A 14,308-nucleotide genomic window follows, 5' to 3' on the forward strand; every position below is an offset into this window, starting at 1 on the left:
GTTCGTCGATACGCCCAGGAGGCTCACGTGAGCAGCGAATACCTCTGGTACATACCCAACCAGGTCACGCCCGGACACCGTGGCGACGACGTGGTGGAGGGCCACAACAGCCTCGACACGCTCACTCAACAGGCCCGCGCACTGGAACAACACGGCTGGGGCGGCGCGCTGCTCGGCACCGGTTGGGGACGGCCCGACACGTTCACCGTGGCCACCGCGCTGGCCGCCCGGACCACCACGTTCCAGCCCCTCATCGCGATCCGGCCGGGCTACTGGCGGCCGGCGAACTTCGCATCGGCGGCCGCCACCCTGCAGCACCTCTCCGGCGGGCGGGTGCTGGTGAACATCGTCTCCGGCAAGGACAACCTGGGCGCCTACGGCGACAGCGAGAAGGACCAGGCCGACCGGTACGGGCGCACGCGCGAGTTCCTGCGGCTGGTGCGCCGGTTGTGGACCGAGGAGAACGTCACCTTCACCGGCGAGCACTTCGGGGTGACCGGCTCGACGGTCGTACCGCGCATCACCAGGCCGCCGCGGCTCTACTTCGGCGGCGCGTCCGAGGCCGCCGAGCGGGTCGCCGCCACCGAGGCCGACGTGCAGCTGTTCTGGGGCGAGCCGCTCGACGGCGTCGGCGAGCGCATCGACCGGCTCAAGCGGCTCAGCGCGGAGCTGGGCCGCGAGCACGCGCCACTGGAGTTCGGGCTGCGGATCACCACGCTGGTCCGCGACACCAGTGAGCAGGCGTGGGCGGACGCCGAGGCCAAGGTCGCCCAGATGGCCCGCAACCAGGGTGCGCCCCGTGACTTCCAGCGGCGCGAGGCGGTCGGCCAGCAGCGGCTGCTCGACCTGGCCGCCCGCGGCGAGGTGCTCGACGACAACCTCTACACCACACCCGGCAAGTTCGGTGGCGGCGGCGCGGCCACCACCTGGCTGGTCGGGTCGGCCGAGGACGTGGCGAAGTCGCTGCGCCGTTACCAGAGCCTCGGCGTCACCCACTTCGTGCTCTCCGACACCCCGTACCTCCCGGAGATCCGCCGGCAAGGTGATCAACTGCTGCCGCTGCTCAGGGCTTGACGGCCCCGGTAGTACCCGGGTTCCGGCGACCGGCCGTTCACCAGGTGGTCGCCGACCACCCGTGGCTTGTAGATCACCGGGTTGTGTGAGGCCAGCGTGCGGGCGTTGCGCCAGTGCCGGTCCAGGTGCACCGGGTTGCGGGCGGCCGACGAGCCCAGGGCGTTGAAGGCGGTCGACGCGGCGTCCAGGACGGCCTCGATCGACGCGATCTGTGCGGCCGAGGTGTCCTGGTAGGCGCGGGTGAAGTCGCCGTCGTGGTGCGCGGCCTCCAGACGTTCAGCGGCGTGGCGCAGCAGCGTGTCGGCGACCAGCCGCCGGGCCTGGAGGGTGCCGATGACGCCCAGCACCTCGGGGTCCTCGGCGGCGGACTCCGTGAGCCCGTGCAGGCTGGTCCGGGTGCGACCGCGGACCAGGGTGACGGTCTCGGCGACCAGGTTGCGGGCGATCCCGGCCAGATTGGCCAGGTGAACGATCTGGACGAACGAGTCGAGCCCGGCCAGCGCCTCCCGGTGACGGCCGACGTCGCCGAGCTCCTCGACCGGCACGTCGGCGAAGATCGTGGTGCCACTGCCGGTCTGCCGCTGGCCGATGCCGTCCCAGTCGTCGACGTGGGTCACCCCGGGATGCCGGGCCGGGATCACCACGAACCCACGGTTGCCGTCGTCGTCGGTGACCGCGGCCCGGATCCAGTCGGCGAACCGGGCCCCGGTCGAGTAGAACTTCGTGCCGCTCACCTGCCGACGACCGTCGGCGCCGGTTCGGACCCGAGTCACCGTGCCCTCCGCGGCCAGCGCGGACGGCTCCGACTGGGCGTTACCGAAGATCGCGCCCTCGCCGATCGCCCGGAACCACTTCTCCCGTACCGCCCGGTCGGTCTCCCGCCGCAGGATCTCGGTGGTGGTGAAGTGGCCGCGCCAGATCTGCGGGACGTTGGAGTCGGCCTCCCCGGCCTCGGCCAGTACCTCGAACAGCGCGGGCAGGGGCAGGTCGAAGCCACCGAACTCGACCGGCACGCGCAGCCTGCCGAACCCGGCGTCGGCGAGCTTCCGGATCAGCGCGTACGGGTGCTCGCCGGTCCGGTCCCGCTCGCCCGCGCCCGCGGCCAGCTCGGCCAGGACCGCCCGGATGCCGTCCAGGTCGGCGCTCATCGGGCACCCACCAGCAGGTCGCGGCCGGCGATGGCGTCGAGCAGCTGCACCGTGTACTCGTGCTGCGGGTTGCTGAACACGTCCTGCACCGGCCCCTGTTCGACGATGCGCCCGTTGCTCATCACCGCCACCCGGTCCGAGATGGCCCGCACCACCGCCAGGTCGTGCGAGATGAACACGTAGGTGAGCCCGCGGTCCTCCTGCAGCCGCCGGAGCAGGGCCAGGATCTGCGCGGCGACCGACACGTCGAGCGCCGAGATCGGCTCGTCCAGCACCACCACAGTCGGCTCCAGGACCAGTGCCCGGGCGATGGCGACCCGCTGCCGCTGCCCGCCGGACAGCTCCCGCGGATGCCGTTCTGCGAAGTCGGCCGGCAGCGCGGCCGCCTCCAGCGCGGCAAGCACCCGGTCCTCGTGGGCGGCCCGCCGTTTCCACGGCCACCGGGCCGGGGCGAACGCGCGCAGCGGCTCCTCGACCACGTCGAAGACGTCGAAACGCGGATCGAACGAGGAGTACGGGTTCTGGTGGACGATCTGCACGTCGCGGCGCAGTGGCCGGAACCCGCGGCGGCTCAGCGCGGTCACGTCGGCGCCGAGCACCGTCACGCGGCCCGAGGTGGCCCGGGTCAGGCCGGTCAGGATGCGGGCGGTCGTCGACTTGCCACTGCCGGACTCCCCGACGATGGAGAAGGTCTCGCCCCGGCGTACCTCGAAGGAGGTGTGGTCCACGGCGGTGTGGCGGCCGAAGACCTTGGTCAGGTCGCGTACCTCGATCACGGTGTCACCGGACGGGCGCCCGGCGGGCCGCCGGTCGATCCGGGACGGCACGCTCTCCACCAGTTTCCGGGTGTACGGATGCTCCGGCGTGCCGATGACCCGCGCGGTCGGCCCGGCTTCGACCAGACGGCCGCCTTGCATCACGCCGATCAGATCGGACCGGTCGGCGGCCACCCCCAGATCGTGGGTGACGAGCACCACCGCCGTGCCGCTGCGCGCCCGCAACTCGTCGATCAGATCGAGCACCTGCTTCTGCACGGTGGCGTCCAGGCCCGAGGTCGGCTCGTCGGCGATGATCAGCTCGGGGTCGGCCGCGATGGCCGCGGCGATCAGCACCCGCTGGCGCATGCCACCGGACAGCTCGTGCGGATACTGCCGGTAGCGCCGCTCCACGTCGGTGAACCCGACCTGCTCGAACAGCTCGTGCACCCGCTCGCGACGAGCCGCCCGGTCCAGGTCGGTGTGCAGCAGCAGGACGTCCTCCACCTGCGCGCCGACCGGCCGGACCGGATCCAGCGAGACGCCCGGGTCCTGCGGGATCAGGCTGACCGCCCGCCCCCGCAGGTCGCGCCGGCCCTTGGCGGACAGTTCGGTCAGCTCCTGGTCGCGGAACCGGATCCGGCCACCGATCACCTGGCCGTTGGCCGGCAGCAGCCCGAGAACCGCGTGCCCGGTGGTGGTCTTGCCGGAGCCGGACTCGCCGACCAGCGCGAGCACCTGCCCCGGCTCGACCTCGAAGGACACCTGGTGCACGACCGGGGTGAGGCCGTTCGGACCGCGGTACCCGACGGTCAGGTCGTCGACGGTCAGCAGGGTCATGGCGTTCTCCTTCGGCCCAGGTGATGGGAGAGATGGTTGGTGGCCAGCACGACCGCGACGACGGTGAGACCCGGCCACAGCGTCAGCCAGCCGCGGCTGGCGATGTAGTTGCGCCCGTCGGAGACCAGCAGACCCCACTCCGGCTGCGGCGGCTGCGCGCCCAGGCCGAGGAAACTCAGCGACGCGATCCAGATGATGGCGATGCCGAACTGCACGGTGATCAGGGCGAGCGTGGCCGTGAACGAGTTCGGCAGCACGTGCCGGCGCAGGATCGCGAACGTGCTCGCGCCGCTGGTGATCGCCGCCTCGACGTAGTTGCTGGACCGGGCCTTCAGTACCTCGGAGCGGATCAGCCGGGCGAACGTGGCCGACGAGGTGAGTCCGACCGCCACCGCGGCCTGCAGGACGCCGAACCCGAGCAGCACCACGATGGTGATCGCGAAGAGGAAGCCGGGAATGGACAACACGACGTCGATGGCCCGGCCGATCACGCTGTCGGTGACACCGCCGAACCAGCCGGCCACGGTGCCGAGGATCGCGCCGACCAGCACCGCCAGCGCAACCGCCACACCAGCGCCGGTCAGGGAGGCGCGGGCGCCGTACACCACCCGCGTGTAGAGGTCGCGGCCCAGCTGGTCGGTGCCGAACCAGTGGTCCGCCGACGGTGGCCGGAACCGCAGCGCCGGCTGCACGGCGAGCGGATCGGCGCTGGTGAACAGGTTGGGAGCGACCGCCCACAGGAGGGCGACGGCCACCACCAGCGCCGCCAGGTAGACGCCCGCATCGCCGAGAGGTCGGCGTGACCGGCGCGGTGGCGCGGTGCGGGTCTCCGCCTCGGCCTCGGCGATCAGGGTCATGAGGTCACTCCCACCAGCACTCGCGGGTCGATGAACGGGCAGGCGACGTCGACGGCCAGGTTGACCAGCACGTACGTCGTGGTGGACAGCAGCACCACGCCCTGCACCACCGGCAGGTCCTGGGTGTTGACCGCGCCGACGACCAGGTTGCCGACGCCGTCGCGGGCGAACACCGACTCGGTCACCACCGACCCGGCGATCAGCTCGCCGAACGCCAGGCCGAGCAGCGTGAGCACCGGCAGCGACGAGTTGCGGAACACGTCCTTGCGGAAGATGTAGCCCTCCCCCGCGCCCTTGGCGTGCAGCACGTGCACGAACGGCTGGGACCGGGTGGTGCGGATCGAGGCGCCGAAGACCTGGGCCAGCGGCGCCGCGATCACCAGCCCGAGCGTGACCGCCGGCGCCAGCAGAGCCGTCAGTGAACCATCGTCGACCGACGGGATCAGGCCGGCTGTGAAGGAGAGATACTGCAGGGCCAGGATGCCGACCACGAACGTGGGCACCGAGGCGAACAGCGACGGCGCCCCGGCGAACAGGCCTCGCAGCCGGGCCGACGGCAGGTAGTTGACCGCCAGCGCGATCACCGCAGCCAGCAGGATCCCGACCATCAGGGCCAGGCCGGTGAGCGCCAGGGTGCTCGGCAGGGTGTCGGCGAGCAGGTCCTGTACGGGCTGCGCGGTGTGCAGCGACAGTCCGAGGTCACCCCGGGCGGCCCGGGCGATACCGCGCAGATACTGCTCCCACAGCGGCTGGTCGAGGCCGTAGTAGCGCAGCAGCACCGCACCGGACTCGGCCGTCAGCCCCGAGTCGGGGGACGCGATCCGGTTGCTTATCGCATCCCCTGGCAGGGCGCTGAGCAGGGCGAAGGAGAGGCTGTAGGCCGCCCAGAGGACGAGCAGCGCCTGGCCCAGCCGCCTGATCAGGTAGCGGCGCATGGCTACTTGTCCAGCCAGGTGTCGTAGAGCCAGGTGCGGCCGGTCGACTCGGTGGCGAACCCGTGCACGCTCGGGGCAAGGCCGAAGACCTGTGTCTCGTCGTACAGCGGGATGATGTAGGCCTGCTCGAAGATCCGGTCCTCGACCTTCTGGATGGCGGCCTTGCGCTCGGCGGGGTCGAAGGTGACCGCCTGTGCGTCGAGCAGCGACTCCAGGGTGGGATCCGGGGTGAGGAACCGCAGCGCGTTGTAGCGGCCGGCGCCCAGCGAGACGCGGAGCACGTTGGCCTCGGCGGTCGAGGTCTGGCCCTGTTCGAAGGTCCAGTCGTCGTCGGTGGCCTTGGCGGCGGCGGCCTCGGCGGCGGTGTACTCGGCCTGCGACGCGGAGCGGATCCTCAGGTCCACGCCGGCCTTCTTCCACTGCGCCTGCAACAGCTCCAGCACAGCCTGCGCGACCTGGTAGTAGGGCGCGACCCAGATCTCGAACTCGAGCCGCTTGCCGTCCTTGACCCGCACGCCGTCGGCGCCCGCCTTCCAGCCGGCCGCCTCCAGCAGCGAGGTGGCCTTGGCAAGGTCATAGGCGAGGTACGACGACGCGTCGCCCCGGAACGGCGTCCCTTTGACCAGCGCGCTGGACGGGATCGGGTAGTTCGGCGACAGGACCGTCTTGTTGATCTCGGTGCGGTCGGTGGCCGCCTGCAGAGCGAGCCGCACCTGCACGTCCCGGGTGGGCGCGTCGGTGTCGAGCTGGATCTTCAGCGAGTTGACCTCGCCCTGCACCGGGATGCCGATGACGCTGCCGCCGCCGTCGACGATGGTCTGCTCGTCATACGGTGCGATGTTGCGAGAGATCTGCGCCTCGCCGGACTGCAGCGCGCCGACCCGGGTGCCGGCCTCGGGAACCGACTGGTAGACGATCCGCTCCAGGTACGCCTTCCCCTGATGCGCCGAGCCCTCGGGTGCCCAGTTGTAGTCGTCGCGGCGTTTGAGCGTGACACCGGTGGTGCCTGCGACCTTCTCCACCGTGAACGGCCCGGTGCCGACCCAGTTGGTGAGCTGCCCCTGACCGGCCAGATCGAGCTTGAGGAACGGCTTGCCGAGAATCGAGCTGGCCCGGTAGTTCGACAGGATCTGCAGGAACGCCGCGTTCGGCTTGGTGATCCGGACCCTGACCGTCTGGGCGTCGACCACGTCGGTTCCGGCGTAGTCGGTCCAGAACGAGTCCTTCGGGATGCCGAGCTTCTCGTCGCCCGAGCCGTGCTGGTCGAAGTTGAGCTTCACGGTCTCCGCGTCGAGCGGGTCGCCGTTGCTGAAGGTGACGCCCGGGCGCAGCTTGAAGGTGTAGCTCAGCTTGTCGGCGCTGATCTCCCAGGACTGCGCGAGCCAGGCCTTGAAGTCGCCGGTCTTCGGATCCTGCCAGATCAGGCGCTCGGCCACGTTGCCGGCGACGTTGCTGTTGGACCAGATCGACGCGGTGGGCACCCAGGCGGCGTACTGGATCGGGTCGTAGAAGGTGAGCGTACCGCCGTGGACCGGCTCGCCGGAGGCCGTGTCCCGTGCGTCGCCGGAGCCGCCACAGGCGGCGGTGAAGAGGGTCGCCGCCAGGCTCACGGCCAGCAGCGTGCGGAGTCTCGTCGGTCCCATGCCCTGGAGTAAATCATACTCAGCCTATAGATTTAATAGCCGATGTAGGTCTTGATGGGACGGTCGAGAGTGGGAACTGACGTGATGACATCCTTCGTTCGCCGGGTCGAGGACTACGCCGAGAGAGTGCTGCGCCCCAGCGCCCTGCGGACCGAACGCGACGGCGTCGACGCGGTGCGGATCGGCGAGCTGCGCGAGCTGGGACTGCTCCGGCACCAGGCCCTGGACCGCGATGACGAGCGCCGGCTCCACGAGATCATCTCCGGCGCCTGCTTCAACACCTGGCTCGTCTGGGCGCAGCATGCACCGCTCACGGGCCGGCTCGCCGACGCCGACCGTGCCGGGCGCCCGCTACCGGTACTCGCCCGCAAGGCTCTGGCCGGAGAGATTCTGCTCGGTGCCGGCATCAGCGACGTCCGCGGCTATCCGCGCCGCTTCGTCTCGGCCACCCGGGTCGACGGCGGATGGATCCTCAGCGGCACGATCTCGTGGGTGAGCGGCTGGGGTCTCAGCGAGGCGCTGACCGTCGCCGGCGTCGACCCCGCAACCGAGACCGTGGTGACGGCACTCGTCGAGGTGGGCGATCGCACCCGCCGAGCTGAGCCGCTGCGCCTGGCCGTCCTGGACGGCAGCCACACCGAGCGCGTCCACCTCAATGACGTCCACGTGCCCGACGAGTCGGTCATCGGCCGCAAGACGCTGGAACAGACCCGGTTCGACGACCTGGCCATCGCCAGCGACGCCCGCGGCCACCACTTCGGGCTGGCCGGCACCGTCCTGCGCGAGCTCGACCAGCATCCGGACCCGCTCGCGCGGTCCGTCGCCACCGCCTGGCGGCCACGAGTCGCCGCAATCCGGAAGACCGCCTACGGCTTGGCCGACGAGGCGGCCGCCAACGGGGGCGGCACATACCGCCTGGAGGAGCGACTGGCGACCAAGGTCGCCAGCGGGGAGGCCCTGGCGGCCCTCACCCGGGCGCTGGTGGCCGCCCGCGCGGGGCGGGGCCTGGCCGGCGACGACACCGCGCAACTGCACGCGCGCTCGGCGCTGTTCATCCTGGTCCAAGGACAGAGCACGGACGTACGCCGGGCGCAGCTGACCCACCTCGCCGGGCTTGCCGCGTCCGCCGCGCCGGTCACCCACCCCGGGTCCTCGACCGGCGAGGCGGCCAGCTGCTGATGACCGCGGGCTCGGTCCTCGGCGCGGTCGCCGTGGCCGGGTGGTCGCAGGCCCGTACCCTCGCCGAGCTCTATCTGTGGTTCGCCGTGATCGGCGTCGCCCTCGCCCTGTCCACCTACGAGGCCGCCTTCGCCGTGCTCGTCTTCGCCACCGAACCCTCGCACCGCGACGGCGCCATCGTCGCCGTCACCATGGCCACCGGTCTCGCCACCAGCTGTTACTACCCGCTGGTCGGCCGGCTGGAGGCCCACCTCGGCTGGCGCGACACACTGGCGCGCTGGCGGTGAGCCTCGCCGTGATCGCCGTCCCCATTCATCTGCTGGCCGTGCCCGACCGGCACGCCCACGCCGGCCACCTCGGCCGCCGAGCCGGCCTGCCGGTGGGCGACGTCCTGCGCAGCGCGCGCTTCTGGCTGCTCGCTTTCGCATTCGTGGTTCAGACCGGCGCCGTCACCGCATTCCTGCTGATCATGGTGAGCTACTTCCGCGACGTCGGCTTCTCCCCCACCGTCGCCGCGTCGATGCCCCTGGCCGTCGGCGCCCTGCAACTGACGTCCCGGCAGGCCCTCGCGCCGCTCGCCCGGCGCTACGGGATGGCTCAGGTCACCGCGGTGGCATGCGCGATCCAAGAGCTGGGCCTGCTCGTCCTGCCGCTGACCGGTCATGCTCTCGTGCCGGCGCTGATCTGTGTCGCCGCGTTCGGCACCGGCTACGGCATCGGCGTGGTCGCCCGCCCCTCCATCGTCGCCGATGCGTTCGGGATCGCACGCTTCGCGAGCGTGATCGCGGTGACCACGGTGCCCATCGCGCTGGCCCGGGCCGGCGTGCCGCTGCTTGCCGTCTGGCTCGCCGACTGGCGGTTTCTCGTACTGCTGGGCGTGGGCACTCTGCTCGCCGCGGTCGCGCTGATCCCGTCACGAGCCCTGTGACCGCGCCGTCGCTCGGAGGCTCGGCGACGGCATGATGCGGAAATGGACCTGTTCACGGCTTCAGTCACCGACGCAACCACGAACCTGCTCGGTGAGGGACGTGTCGGCTGGGCGAGTGACGGTCCGGTTCCGAGGTTTTCAGCAGATACGAGAGGCCACCGGCCGGGTCGAGGACTTCGCCGATCGGGGCGGTACGGCCTGGACAGGTGTACCGGCCTCGGCGTCGAGCCTTGTGCTGCTCCGGACGATCACCTCGGCCGGCCTTCGCGTAGTTCTCGCACGAGCGAGGAGACGACTGCCTTGAGGCTTCCGCCCTGAGCCTTCGCGACCCTCAGCTGACGCTGATAGCTCGCGCCGCCGACGATGATGTCTCTCACGTCATTCAGCTCTGCCGAGCAGCCGAGCGATTCAGCGGTGGGCTCGAGCAGCGGCAGCAACTCCGCGAGGTCCTCGGTGACGAGCCGCTCATCGCCGGCAGCGTTGCGGACGATGATGGCGTCCATGCCGTAGCGGGCCGCCCGCCACTTGTTCTCACGGACGAACCACGCCGGGAGCGTCGGTATCGCCCGGCCGGCGTCGAGCTCTCGGGAGAAGTGTTCGACCAGGCACTGGGTCAGGGCCGCAATCGCGCCGATCTCGTGCGGGGTGGAGATCCCGTCGAATGTCCGGACCTCGATCGTCCCCCACCTCGGTGACGGACGTATGTCCCAGCGCAGCTCGTTCAGCTCCTCGATGACGCCGATGTGCTGCAGGTCGGCCACCATCTGCTCGTACTGGGCCCACTCGCTGAACTGCGGCGGCAGCCCGGCGGTCGGCAGCTGCTGGAACATCAGCGCCCGATTGGACGCGTACCCGGTGTTCTCCCCCGCCCAGAACGGGCTCGACGCGCTGAGCGCCTGAAAATGCGGCAGATAGGTGAGCAGACCGTCGATGATCGGCAACACCTTGCGGCGGTCCTCGACCGAAACATGGACGTGCACACCCCAGATCATCATCTGCCGGCCCCACCACCGGGTCCGGTCGATGAGGATGTCATAGCGCGGCTTGTCCGGCGTCACCTCCTGTTGGAACCACTGGCTGAACGGATGCGTACCCGCCGAGATGAGGTCGACGCCCATGGGTTCGGCGACCGTATCGACACGCTCGACCAACCGAACCAGGTCGTCGATCGCGCCCCGGACGCGGTGATGCGGTGCACTCACGATCTCGACGGTGTTGGTGAGCAACTCGTTCGTCACGTGCGGAAAGGTGTCGGCGGTGCCGAGCTTGTGAAGCAGCTCGGGGGCCGCCGGGGAGAGCTCGCCGCTTCGCCGATCAACGCACGCGATCTCCCACTCGATACCTAGACGCGATCTGATTGAGGGCGCGAAGCCGATACGCATGACCCAACAATAGGAACGCACCCCGGTGCCGTCGATCCTCGCCGACCTGCGCCCACCCTGCGGACCCCTGATCGTCGGGGCTCCGGCCGGACGATGCCCGGAGCCCCGACGAGTTCAGCGGGACGGGGCGCGCCGGGCCGGGCGTTGCCGGCAACCTGTCCGGCTTGGGCGATGATCATCGTGGCGACTGTGCTGTACACGCCCGGCCAGGTATGACGCCGGGGAGCCACAGGGGTGGCAGCGAGGCCGCCGCCGAACAGACCTGGCCCGGGCCGATATGTCCACCGCGCGACGAAGATCAGCGTATGGCCGAGGAGGACCGGGCCCAGTTGTGCTCCGAAACCACCAGAGATACGTCTCGCCGCTGTGTGGACAATCGGGACGGCGCGGTCAGGGGTGCGGGCTATGATCGCGGCGGCGCGCCGAGGCCGAAGGCGCTGCGGTGGAAGACCAGCGGCAGAGAATGGTCGGCGTGTTCGACAGCGTGCAGGCGCAGCAGCACGATGGTGTGATCGCCCGCCTCGACCTCGCGGTAGATGGTCGTGTCGAACTGGGCGAGACCATCCGGGAGGGTGACCGCGCCGTTTTCGCCGATTTCCACATCGACGCCGTCGAAGCGGGCTTGCGGCGGACCGGCCAACCGGCGGGCCAGGCTGCCGTGCCGGTCGGCCAGGATGGTGATCCCCAGGTGACCGGCACGGCGCAGGTCGGGCCACGTCTTGGAGGCGTTGGCGATGGAGAATTGCACGAGCGGCGGATCGAGGCTGACCGGGGTGAACGAGCTCGCGGCCAGGCCGACGAGAGCGCCGTCGACCCGAGCGGCCACGGCGACCACACCACTGGGGAAGATGCCGAATACGGTCCGCAGCCGTATCGGGTCGAGGTCCTGATTGGTCGGGAAAGTCATGGTGACCTCTCTACAGATGGTCGGTGATGCCGTCGGCGACGTGGCCGCACACTGCGTCGCTGCCGTTCCGGCCCGGCCGTTCGGGTGGACTTCGAGGTTGCGCCGGTCGCCGGCATGCACGGCGGTCATCCAGCGCGCTTCGCAAGCGCGCATTGCCTGTCCCGAGACCGCCGGGACAGCTGTCACGCTACCACAAATCCTACTGAAGCGATAGGGATTAAGGACAGTTCTCTCGCTAGATCGCTTTTCCTGGATTCAGGATCCCCAGTGGGTCGAAAACCGCCTTGATCCGACGCTGCAGGTGGTGCTGCTCCTCCCCCAGTTCCCGCGCCAGCCAGGCCCGTTTCAACACACCCACCCCGTGCTCGCCGGTGACCGTGCCGCCCAGGGACAATGCCAGCGCGAAGATGTCGTCGGCCGCCCGGTGCGCCGCCGAGGGGATCGGCGAGCCGTGCGAACCGGCCACGATGATCGGGTGCAGGTTGCCGTCGCCGGCGTGGGCCAGGGTGCAGATCGGTACGTCATGCCGCTGGGCGATGTCCGCGATCGATCGAACCGCGGCGGCGAGTCGCGATCGCGGCACCGCGATGTCCTCGATCAACGGGCGGCCGAGGCGTTCGATGGCGGGCAGTGCCTGACGACGGGCGGCGAGCAGTTCGGCCGGATCGCCGTCGCTGCGTACCGAGGTGGCGCCGCGCCGCAGCACCTCCAGGGCGCGCGATGTCTCGACCGGCCCGCCGTCGAGTTGCACGATCAGCAGCGCGCCGCCGGATTGGCGCAGGCCGTGGTCGGCGAGCGCGCTGAGGGTGGCCTCGTCGAGGAGTTCGGCGAGCACCGGCTGGACGTGGGCTCCGGTCAGTGCCACGGAGGCGGCCGCCGCGGTCGCGATGTCCGGATAGGCGGCCGCGATCGTCGCGGTCGGTGTCGGCAGGGTCCGCAGGCGCAGGGTCGCGCCGACGACGACGCCGAGGGTCCCCTCCGAGCCGACGAAGAGGCCGGTCAGGTCGTACCCGGTAACGCTTTTCAGTGTGGCGCGACCGGTATTGATCAAGGTGCCGTCGGCGAGCACCACGTCGAGGCCGAGGACCGAGTCGCGGGTCACGCCGTATTTGGCGCAGCGGAGTCCGCCGGCGTTCGTGGCGATGTTGCCGCCGATCGTGGAGATCTCCACGCTGGCGGGGTCGGGCGCGTAGCTCAGTCCGTGCTCGGCTGCCGCCCGATCCAGGTCAGCGGTGACGACGCCGGGTTCGGCGATGGCGATGCCGTCGGCTGCGCGGATCTCCACGATCCGGTTCATGCGCGACAGGTCGATCACCACGGTGCCGGCTCCGGCGGTGCTCGCACCGGTGAGCGCGGTGCCGGCGCCGCGAGGAACCAGTGGGGTACGGGTTGCCGAAGCGCCTCGCAACACCGCCTGGACCTGGGTGACCGTGCGAGGGAAGACGACCGCCGCCGGCCGGCCGTCGGGCTCCCATCCGGAGCGGTCGAGTCGCGACCGCCCCAGGATCTGCTGATCAGTGGTCCACTCCGCGCCGGTGTCCGCCAGCCAACGCAGCGGCTCCGGAGGAGACCCTGGGTCCGACGCGCGCGTAGCCGACGCCACGACGGGATCAGCGGGGACGGGAGAGGAGGTGGCGGCGCTACCGATCGTCACGGCTGCTCACCGGTGGCGACCGGCCGGTCCGGGTCGGACGACCAGGCCGACCACGATCCCGGGTAGAGGGCGGCGTCGACACCGAGGGTGGCCAGGGCGGCGATCTGGTGAGCTGCGGTCACCCCGGACCCGCAGTAGACGCCGACCGGTCCGGTCACCCCGGCGAACCGCTCGCGTAGCTGGTCGGCGGTCTTGAAGCAGGGCACGCCGTCCTGCAGATTCCCGCCGGTGGGTCTGCTGATCGCGCCGGGGATGTGACCCGCCCGCGGATCGATCGGCTCGATCTCGCCGCGGTAGCGTTCGCCGGCCCGGGCGTCGAGCAGCGTACCGGCGCCGGGCAGTGCGGCGGCCTCGTCGGCGGTAAGGGTGGGCAGGTGCCCGGCGGTCAGAACGACGTCGCCGGGACGGCGGGGCGTGGCCGATCCGGTGGCTTCGGCATATCCGGAGGCGCGCCAGGCGGCGAGTCCACCGTCGAGGATGCGCACGCCGGTGACTCCGGCCCAGCGCAGCAGCCACCAGGCGCGAGCCGCGGCCAGCCCGCCGCTGTTGTCGTAGACCACGACGCGGCTGTCGGCGTTGATGCCCCAGCGGCGGGCGGCGCTCTGGAGCGCGGCGATCGACGGAAGCGGGTGGCGGCCGGCGCCGGGTTGGTGCGGTCCGGCCAGCTCGGTGTCCAGATCGACGTAGACCGCCCCGGGCAGGTGTCCGGCCCGGTAGTGTTCGGCGCCGTTCGGGTCGCCGAGCGCCCAGCGGACGTCGAGCAGCACCGGCGGGTCCGGCTCGACTGCCGCGCGGTACACCTCTTCCACTCCGGCCAGCACCGATGCCCGGGCCGCGGCGAGGACGTCCGCGTCGACGGTCACATCGTCGCCGGACGCAGCATCGACCGCATCGGTGCTCACGATGACATCGTCTCCCCTGAGGGAGGCGGCCGCGGCGACCGTCGGCAGCGTGGCGGCCAGATCCCGCTCACCGAGGGATCCCGCGGCCGTGCCGTCGATGACCG

Annotated in this window: 13 protein-coding genes; 4 read left to right on the forward strand and 9 right to left on the reverse strand. The window is 70.9% G+C overall.

All coding sequences use genetic code 11. The features are described 5' to 3' along the window. Window positions 1-27 precede the first annotated feature (27 nt). On the forward strand, window positions 28-1,074 hold the full coding sequence (locus tag BM290_RS36695; protein WP_093620550.1) for an LLM class flavin-dependent oxidoreductase: 1,047 nt from the start codon (window positions 28-30) through the stop codon (window positions 1,072-1,074). On the opposite strand, the gene BM290_RS36700 is transcribed toward BM290_RS36695, so the two are convergent. The 5 genes from BM290_RS36700 to BM290_RS36720 are packed head-to-tail and all read right to left on the reverse strand — an operon-like array spanning window position 1,047 to window position 7,252. Further along, on the reverse strand, window positions 1,047-2,222 hold the full coding sequence (locus BM290_RS36700; protein ID WP_093620551.1) for an acyl-CoA dehydrogenase family protein: 1,176 nt from the start codon (window positions 2,220-2,222) through the stop codon (window positions 1,047-1,049). The two genes, BM290_RS36695 and BM290_RS36700, sit on opposite strands and share 28 nt — an antisense overlap. After that, window positions 2,219-3,817 (reverse strand): dipeptide ABC transporter ATP-binding protein, encoded by a 1,599-nt coding sequence (locus BM290_RS36705; RefSeq protein ID WP_093620552.1) that lies wholly within the window; start codon window positions 3,815-3,817, stop codon window positions 2,219-2,221. The genes BM290_RS36700 and BM290_RS36705 overlap by 4 nt, the downstream gene beginning before the upstream one ends. Then, entirely contained in the window at window positions 3,814-4,674 is an 861-nt protein-coding gene (locus BM290_RS36710) for an ABC transporter permease (RefSeq protein WP_093620553.1), read from the reverse strand. Before BM290_RS36710 ends, BM290_RS36705 begins: the two co-directional genes overlap by 4 nt. Further along, entirely contained in the window at window positions 4,671-5,609 is a 939-nt protein-coding gene (locus BM290_RS36715) for an ABC transporter permease (protein WP_093620554.1), read from the reverse strand. Before BM290_RS36715 ends, BM290_RS36710 begins: the two co-directional genes overlap by 4 nt. 2 nt (window positions 5,610-5,611) lie before the next feature. Next, a complete protein-coding gene (locus BM290_RS36720) occupies window positions 5,612-7,252 on the reverse strand; it encodes an ABC transporter substrate-binding protein (protein WP_093620555.1) in 1,641 nt (546 codons plus the stop codon). 84 nt (window positions 7,253-7,336) lie between these two features. Here BM290_RS36720 and BM290_RS36725 point away from each other — a divergent pair, with 84 nt between their 5' ends. The 3 genes from BM290_RS36725 to BM290_RS36735 are packed head-to-tail and all read left to right on the forward strand — an operon-like array spanning window position 7,337 to window position 9,359. Then, complete coding sequence (locus BM290_RS36725; protein WP_177320044.1) at window positions 7,337-8,431, forward strand: acyl-CoA dehydrogenase family protein; 1,095 nt, start codon at window positions 7,337-7,339, stop codon at window positions 8,429-8,431. After that, window positions 8,431-8,718 (forward strand): MFS transporter, encoded by a 288-nt coding sequence (locus BM290_RS36730; RefSeq protein WP_093620556.1) that lies wholly within the window; start codon window positions 8,431-8,433, stop codon window positions 8,716-8,718. The genes BM290_RS36725 and BM290_RS36730 overlap by 1 nt, the downstream gene beginning before the upstream one ends. After that, the gene (locus tag BM290_RS36735; protein ID WP_093620557.1) at window positions 8,715-9,359 is read left to right on the forward strand and encodes an MFS transporter; all 645 of its coding nucleotides are present in this window, start codon (window positions 8,715-8,717) and stop codon (window positions 9,357-9,359) included. The genes BM290_RS36730 and BM290_RS36735 overlap by 4 nt, the downstream gene beginning before the upstream one ends. Window positions 9,360-9,607: 248 nt before the next feature. Here the strand turns inward: BM290_RS36735 and BM290_RS36740 are convergent, their stop codons facing one another. The 4 genes from BM290_RS36740 to BM290_RS50295 all read right to left on the reverse strand — a co-directional run bounded on the left by BM290_RS36740 (window position 9,608) and on the right by BM290_RS50295 (window position 14,120). After that, window positions 9,608-10,741 (reverse strand): glutamate--cysteine ligase, encoded by a 1,134-nt coding sequence (locus BM290_RS36740; protein ID WP_093620558.1) that lies wholly within the window; start codon window positions 10,739-10,741, stop codon window positions 9,608-9,610. A 403-nt stretch (window positions 10,742-11,144) separates the two neighbouring features. After that, window positions 11,145-11,777, reverse strand: a complete 633-nt coding sequence (locus BM290_RS36745; RefSeq protein WP_244903956.1) for a flavin reductase family protein — start codon at window positions 11,775-11,777, stop codon at window positions 11,145-11,147. A gap of 106 nt (window positions 11,778-11,883) precedes the next feature. Continuing rightward, window positions 11,884-13,302, reverse strand: coding sequence for an FAD-binding oxidoreductase (locus BM290_RS36750; protein ID WP_203779692.1), 1,419 nt, complete (start codon window positions 13,300-13,302; stop codon window positions 11,884-11,886). After that, entirely contained in the window at window positions 13,299-14,120 is an 822-nt protein-coding gene (locus BM290_RS50295; protein WP_373871138.1) for a sulfurtransferase, read from the reverse strand. Before BM290_RS50295 ends, BM290_RS36750 begins: the two co-directional genes overlap by 4 nt. Window positions 14,121-14,308: the final 188 nt, after the last annotated feature.

This window comes from Actinoplanes philippinensis (assembly GCF_900113015.1).
Classification (GTDB): domain Bacteria; phylum Actinomycetota; class Actinomycetes; order Mycobacteriales; family Micromonosporaceae; genus Actinoplanes; species Actinoplanes philippinensis.

Bases quoted from the DNA above. Each gene is read 5' to 3' on its own strand.
- BM290_RS36700 (WP_093620551.1), bottom strand. From the start codon at position 2,222: ATGAGCGCCGACCTGGACGGCATCCGGGCGGTCCTGGCCGAGCTGGCC.
- BM290_RS36705 (WP_093620552.1), bottom strand. From the start codon at position 3,817: ATGACCCTGCTGACCGTCGACGACCTGACCGTCGGGTACCGCGGTCCG.
- BM290_RS36710 (WP_093620553.1), bottom strand. From the start codon at position 4,674: ATGACCCTGATCGCCGAGGCCGAGGCGGAGACCCGCACCGCGCCACCG.
- BM290_RS36715 (WP_093620554.1), bottom strand. From the start codon at position 5,609: ATGCGCCGCTACCTGATCAGGCGGCTGGGCCAGGCGCTGCTCGTCCTC.
- BM290_RS36720 (WP_093620555.1), bottom strand. From the start codon at position 7,252: ATGGGACCGACGAGACTCCGCACGCTGCTGGCCGTGAGCCTGGCGGCG.
- BM290_RS36725 (WP_177320044.1), top strand. From the start codon at position 7,337: ATGACATCCTTCGTTCGCCGGGTCGAGGACTACGCCGAGAGAGTGCTG.
- BM290_RS36730 (WP_093620556.1), top strand. From the start codon at position 8,431: ATGACCGCGGGCTCGGTCCTCGGCGCGGTCGCCGTGGCCGGGTGGTCG.
- BM290_RS36740 (WP_093620558.1), bottom strand. From the start codon at position 10,741: ATGCGTATCGGCTTCGCGCCCTCAATCAGATCGCGTCTAGGTATCGAG.
- BM290_RS36745 (WP_244903956.1), bottom strand. From the start codon at position 11,777: ATGACCGCCGTGCATGCCGGCGACCGGCGCAACCTCGAAGTCCACCCG.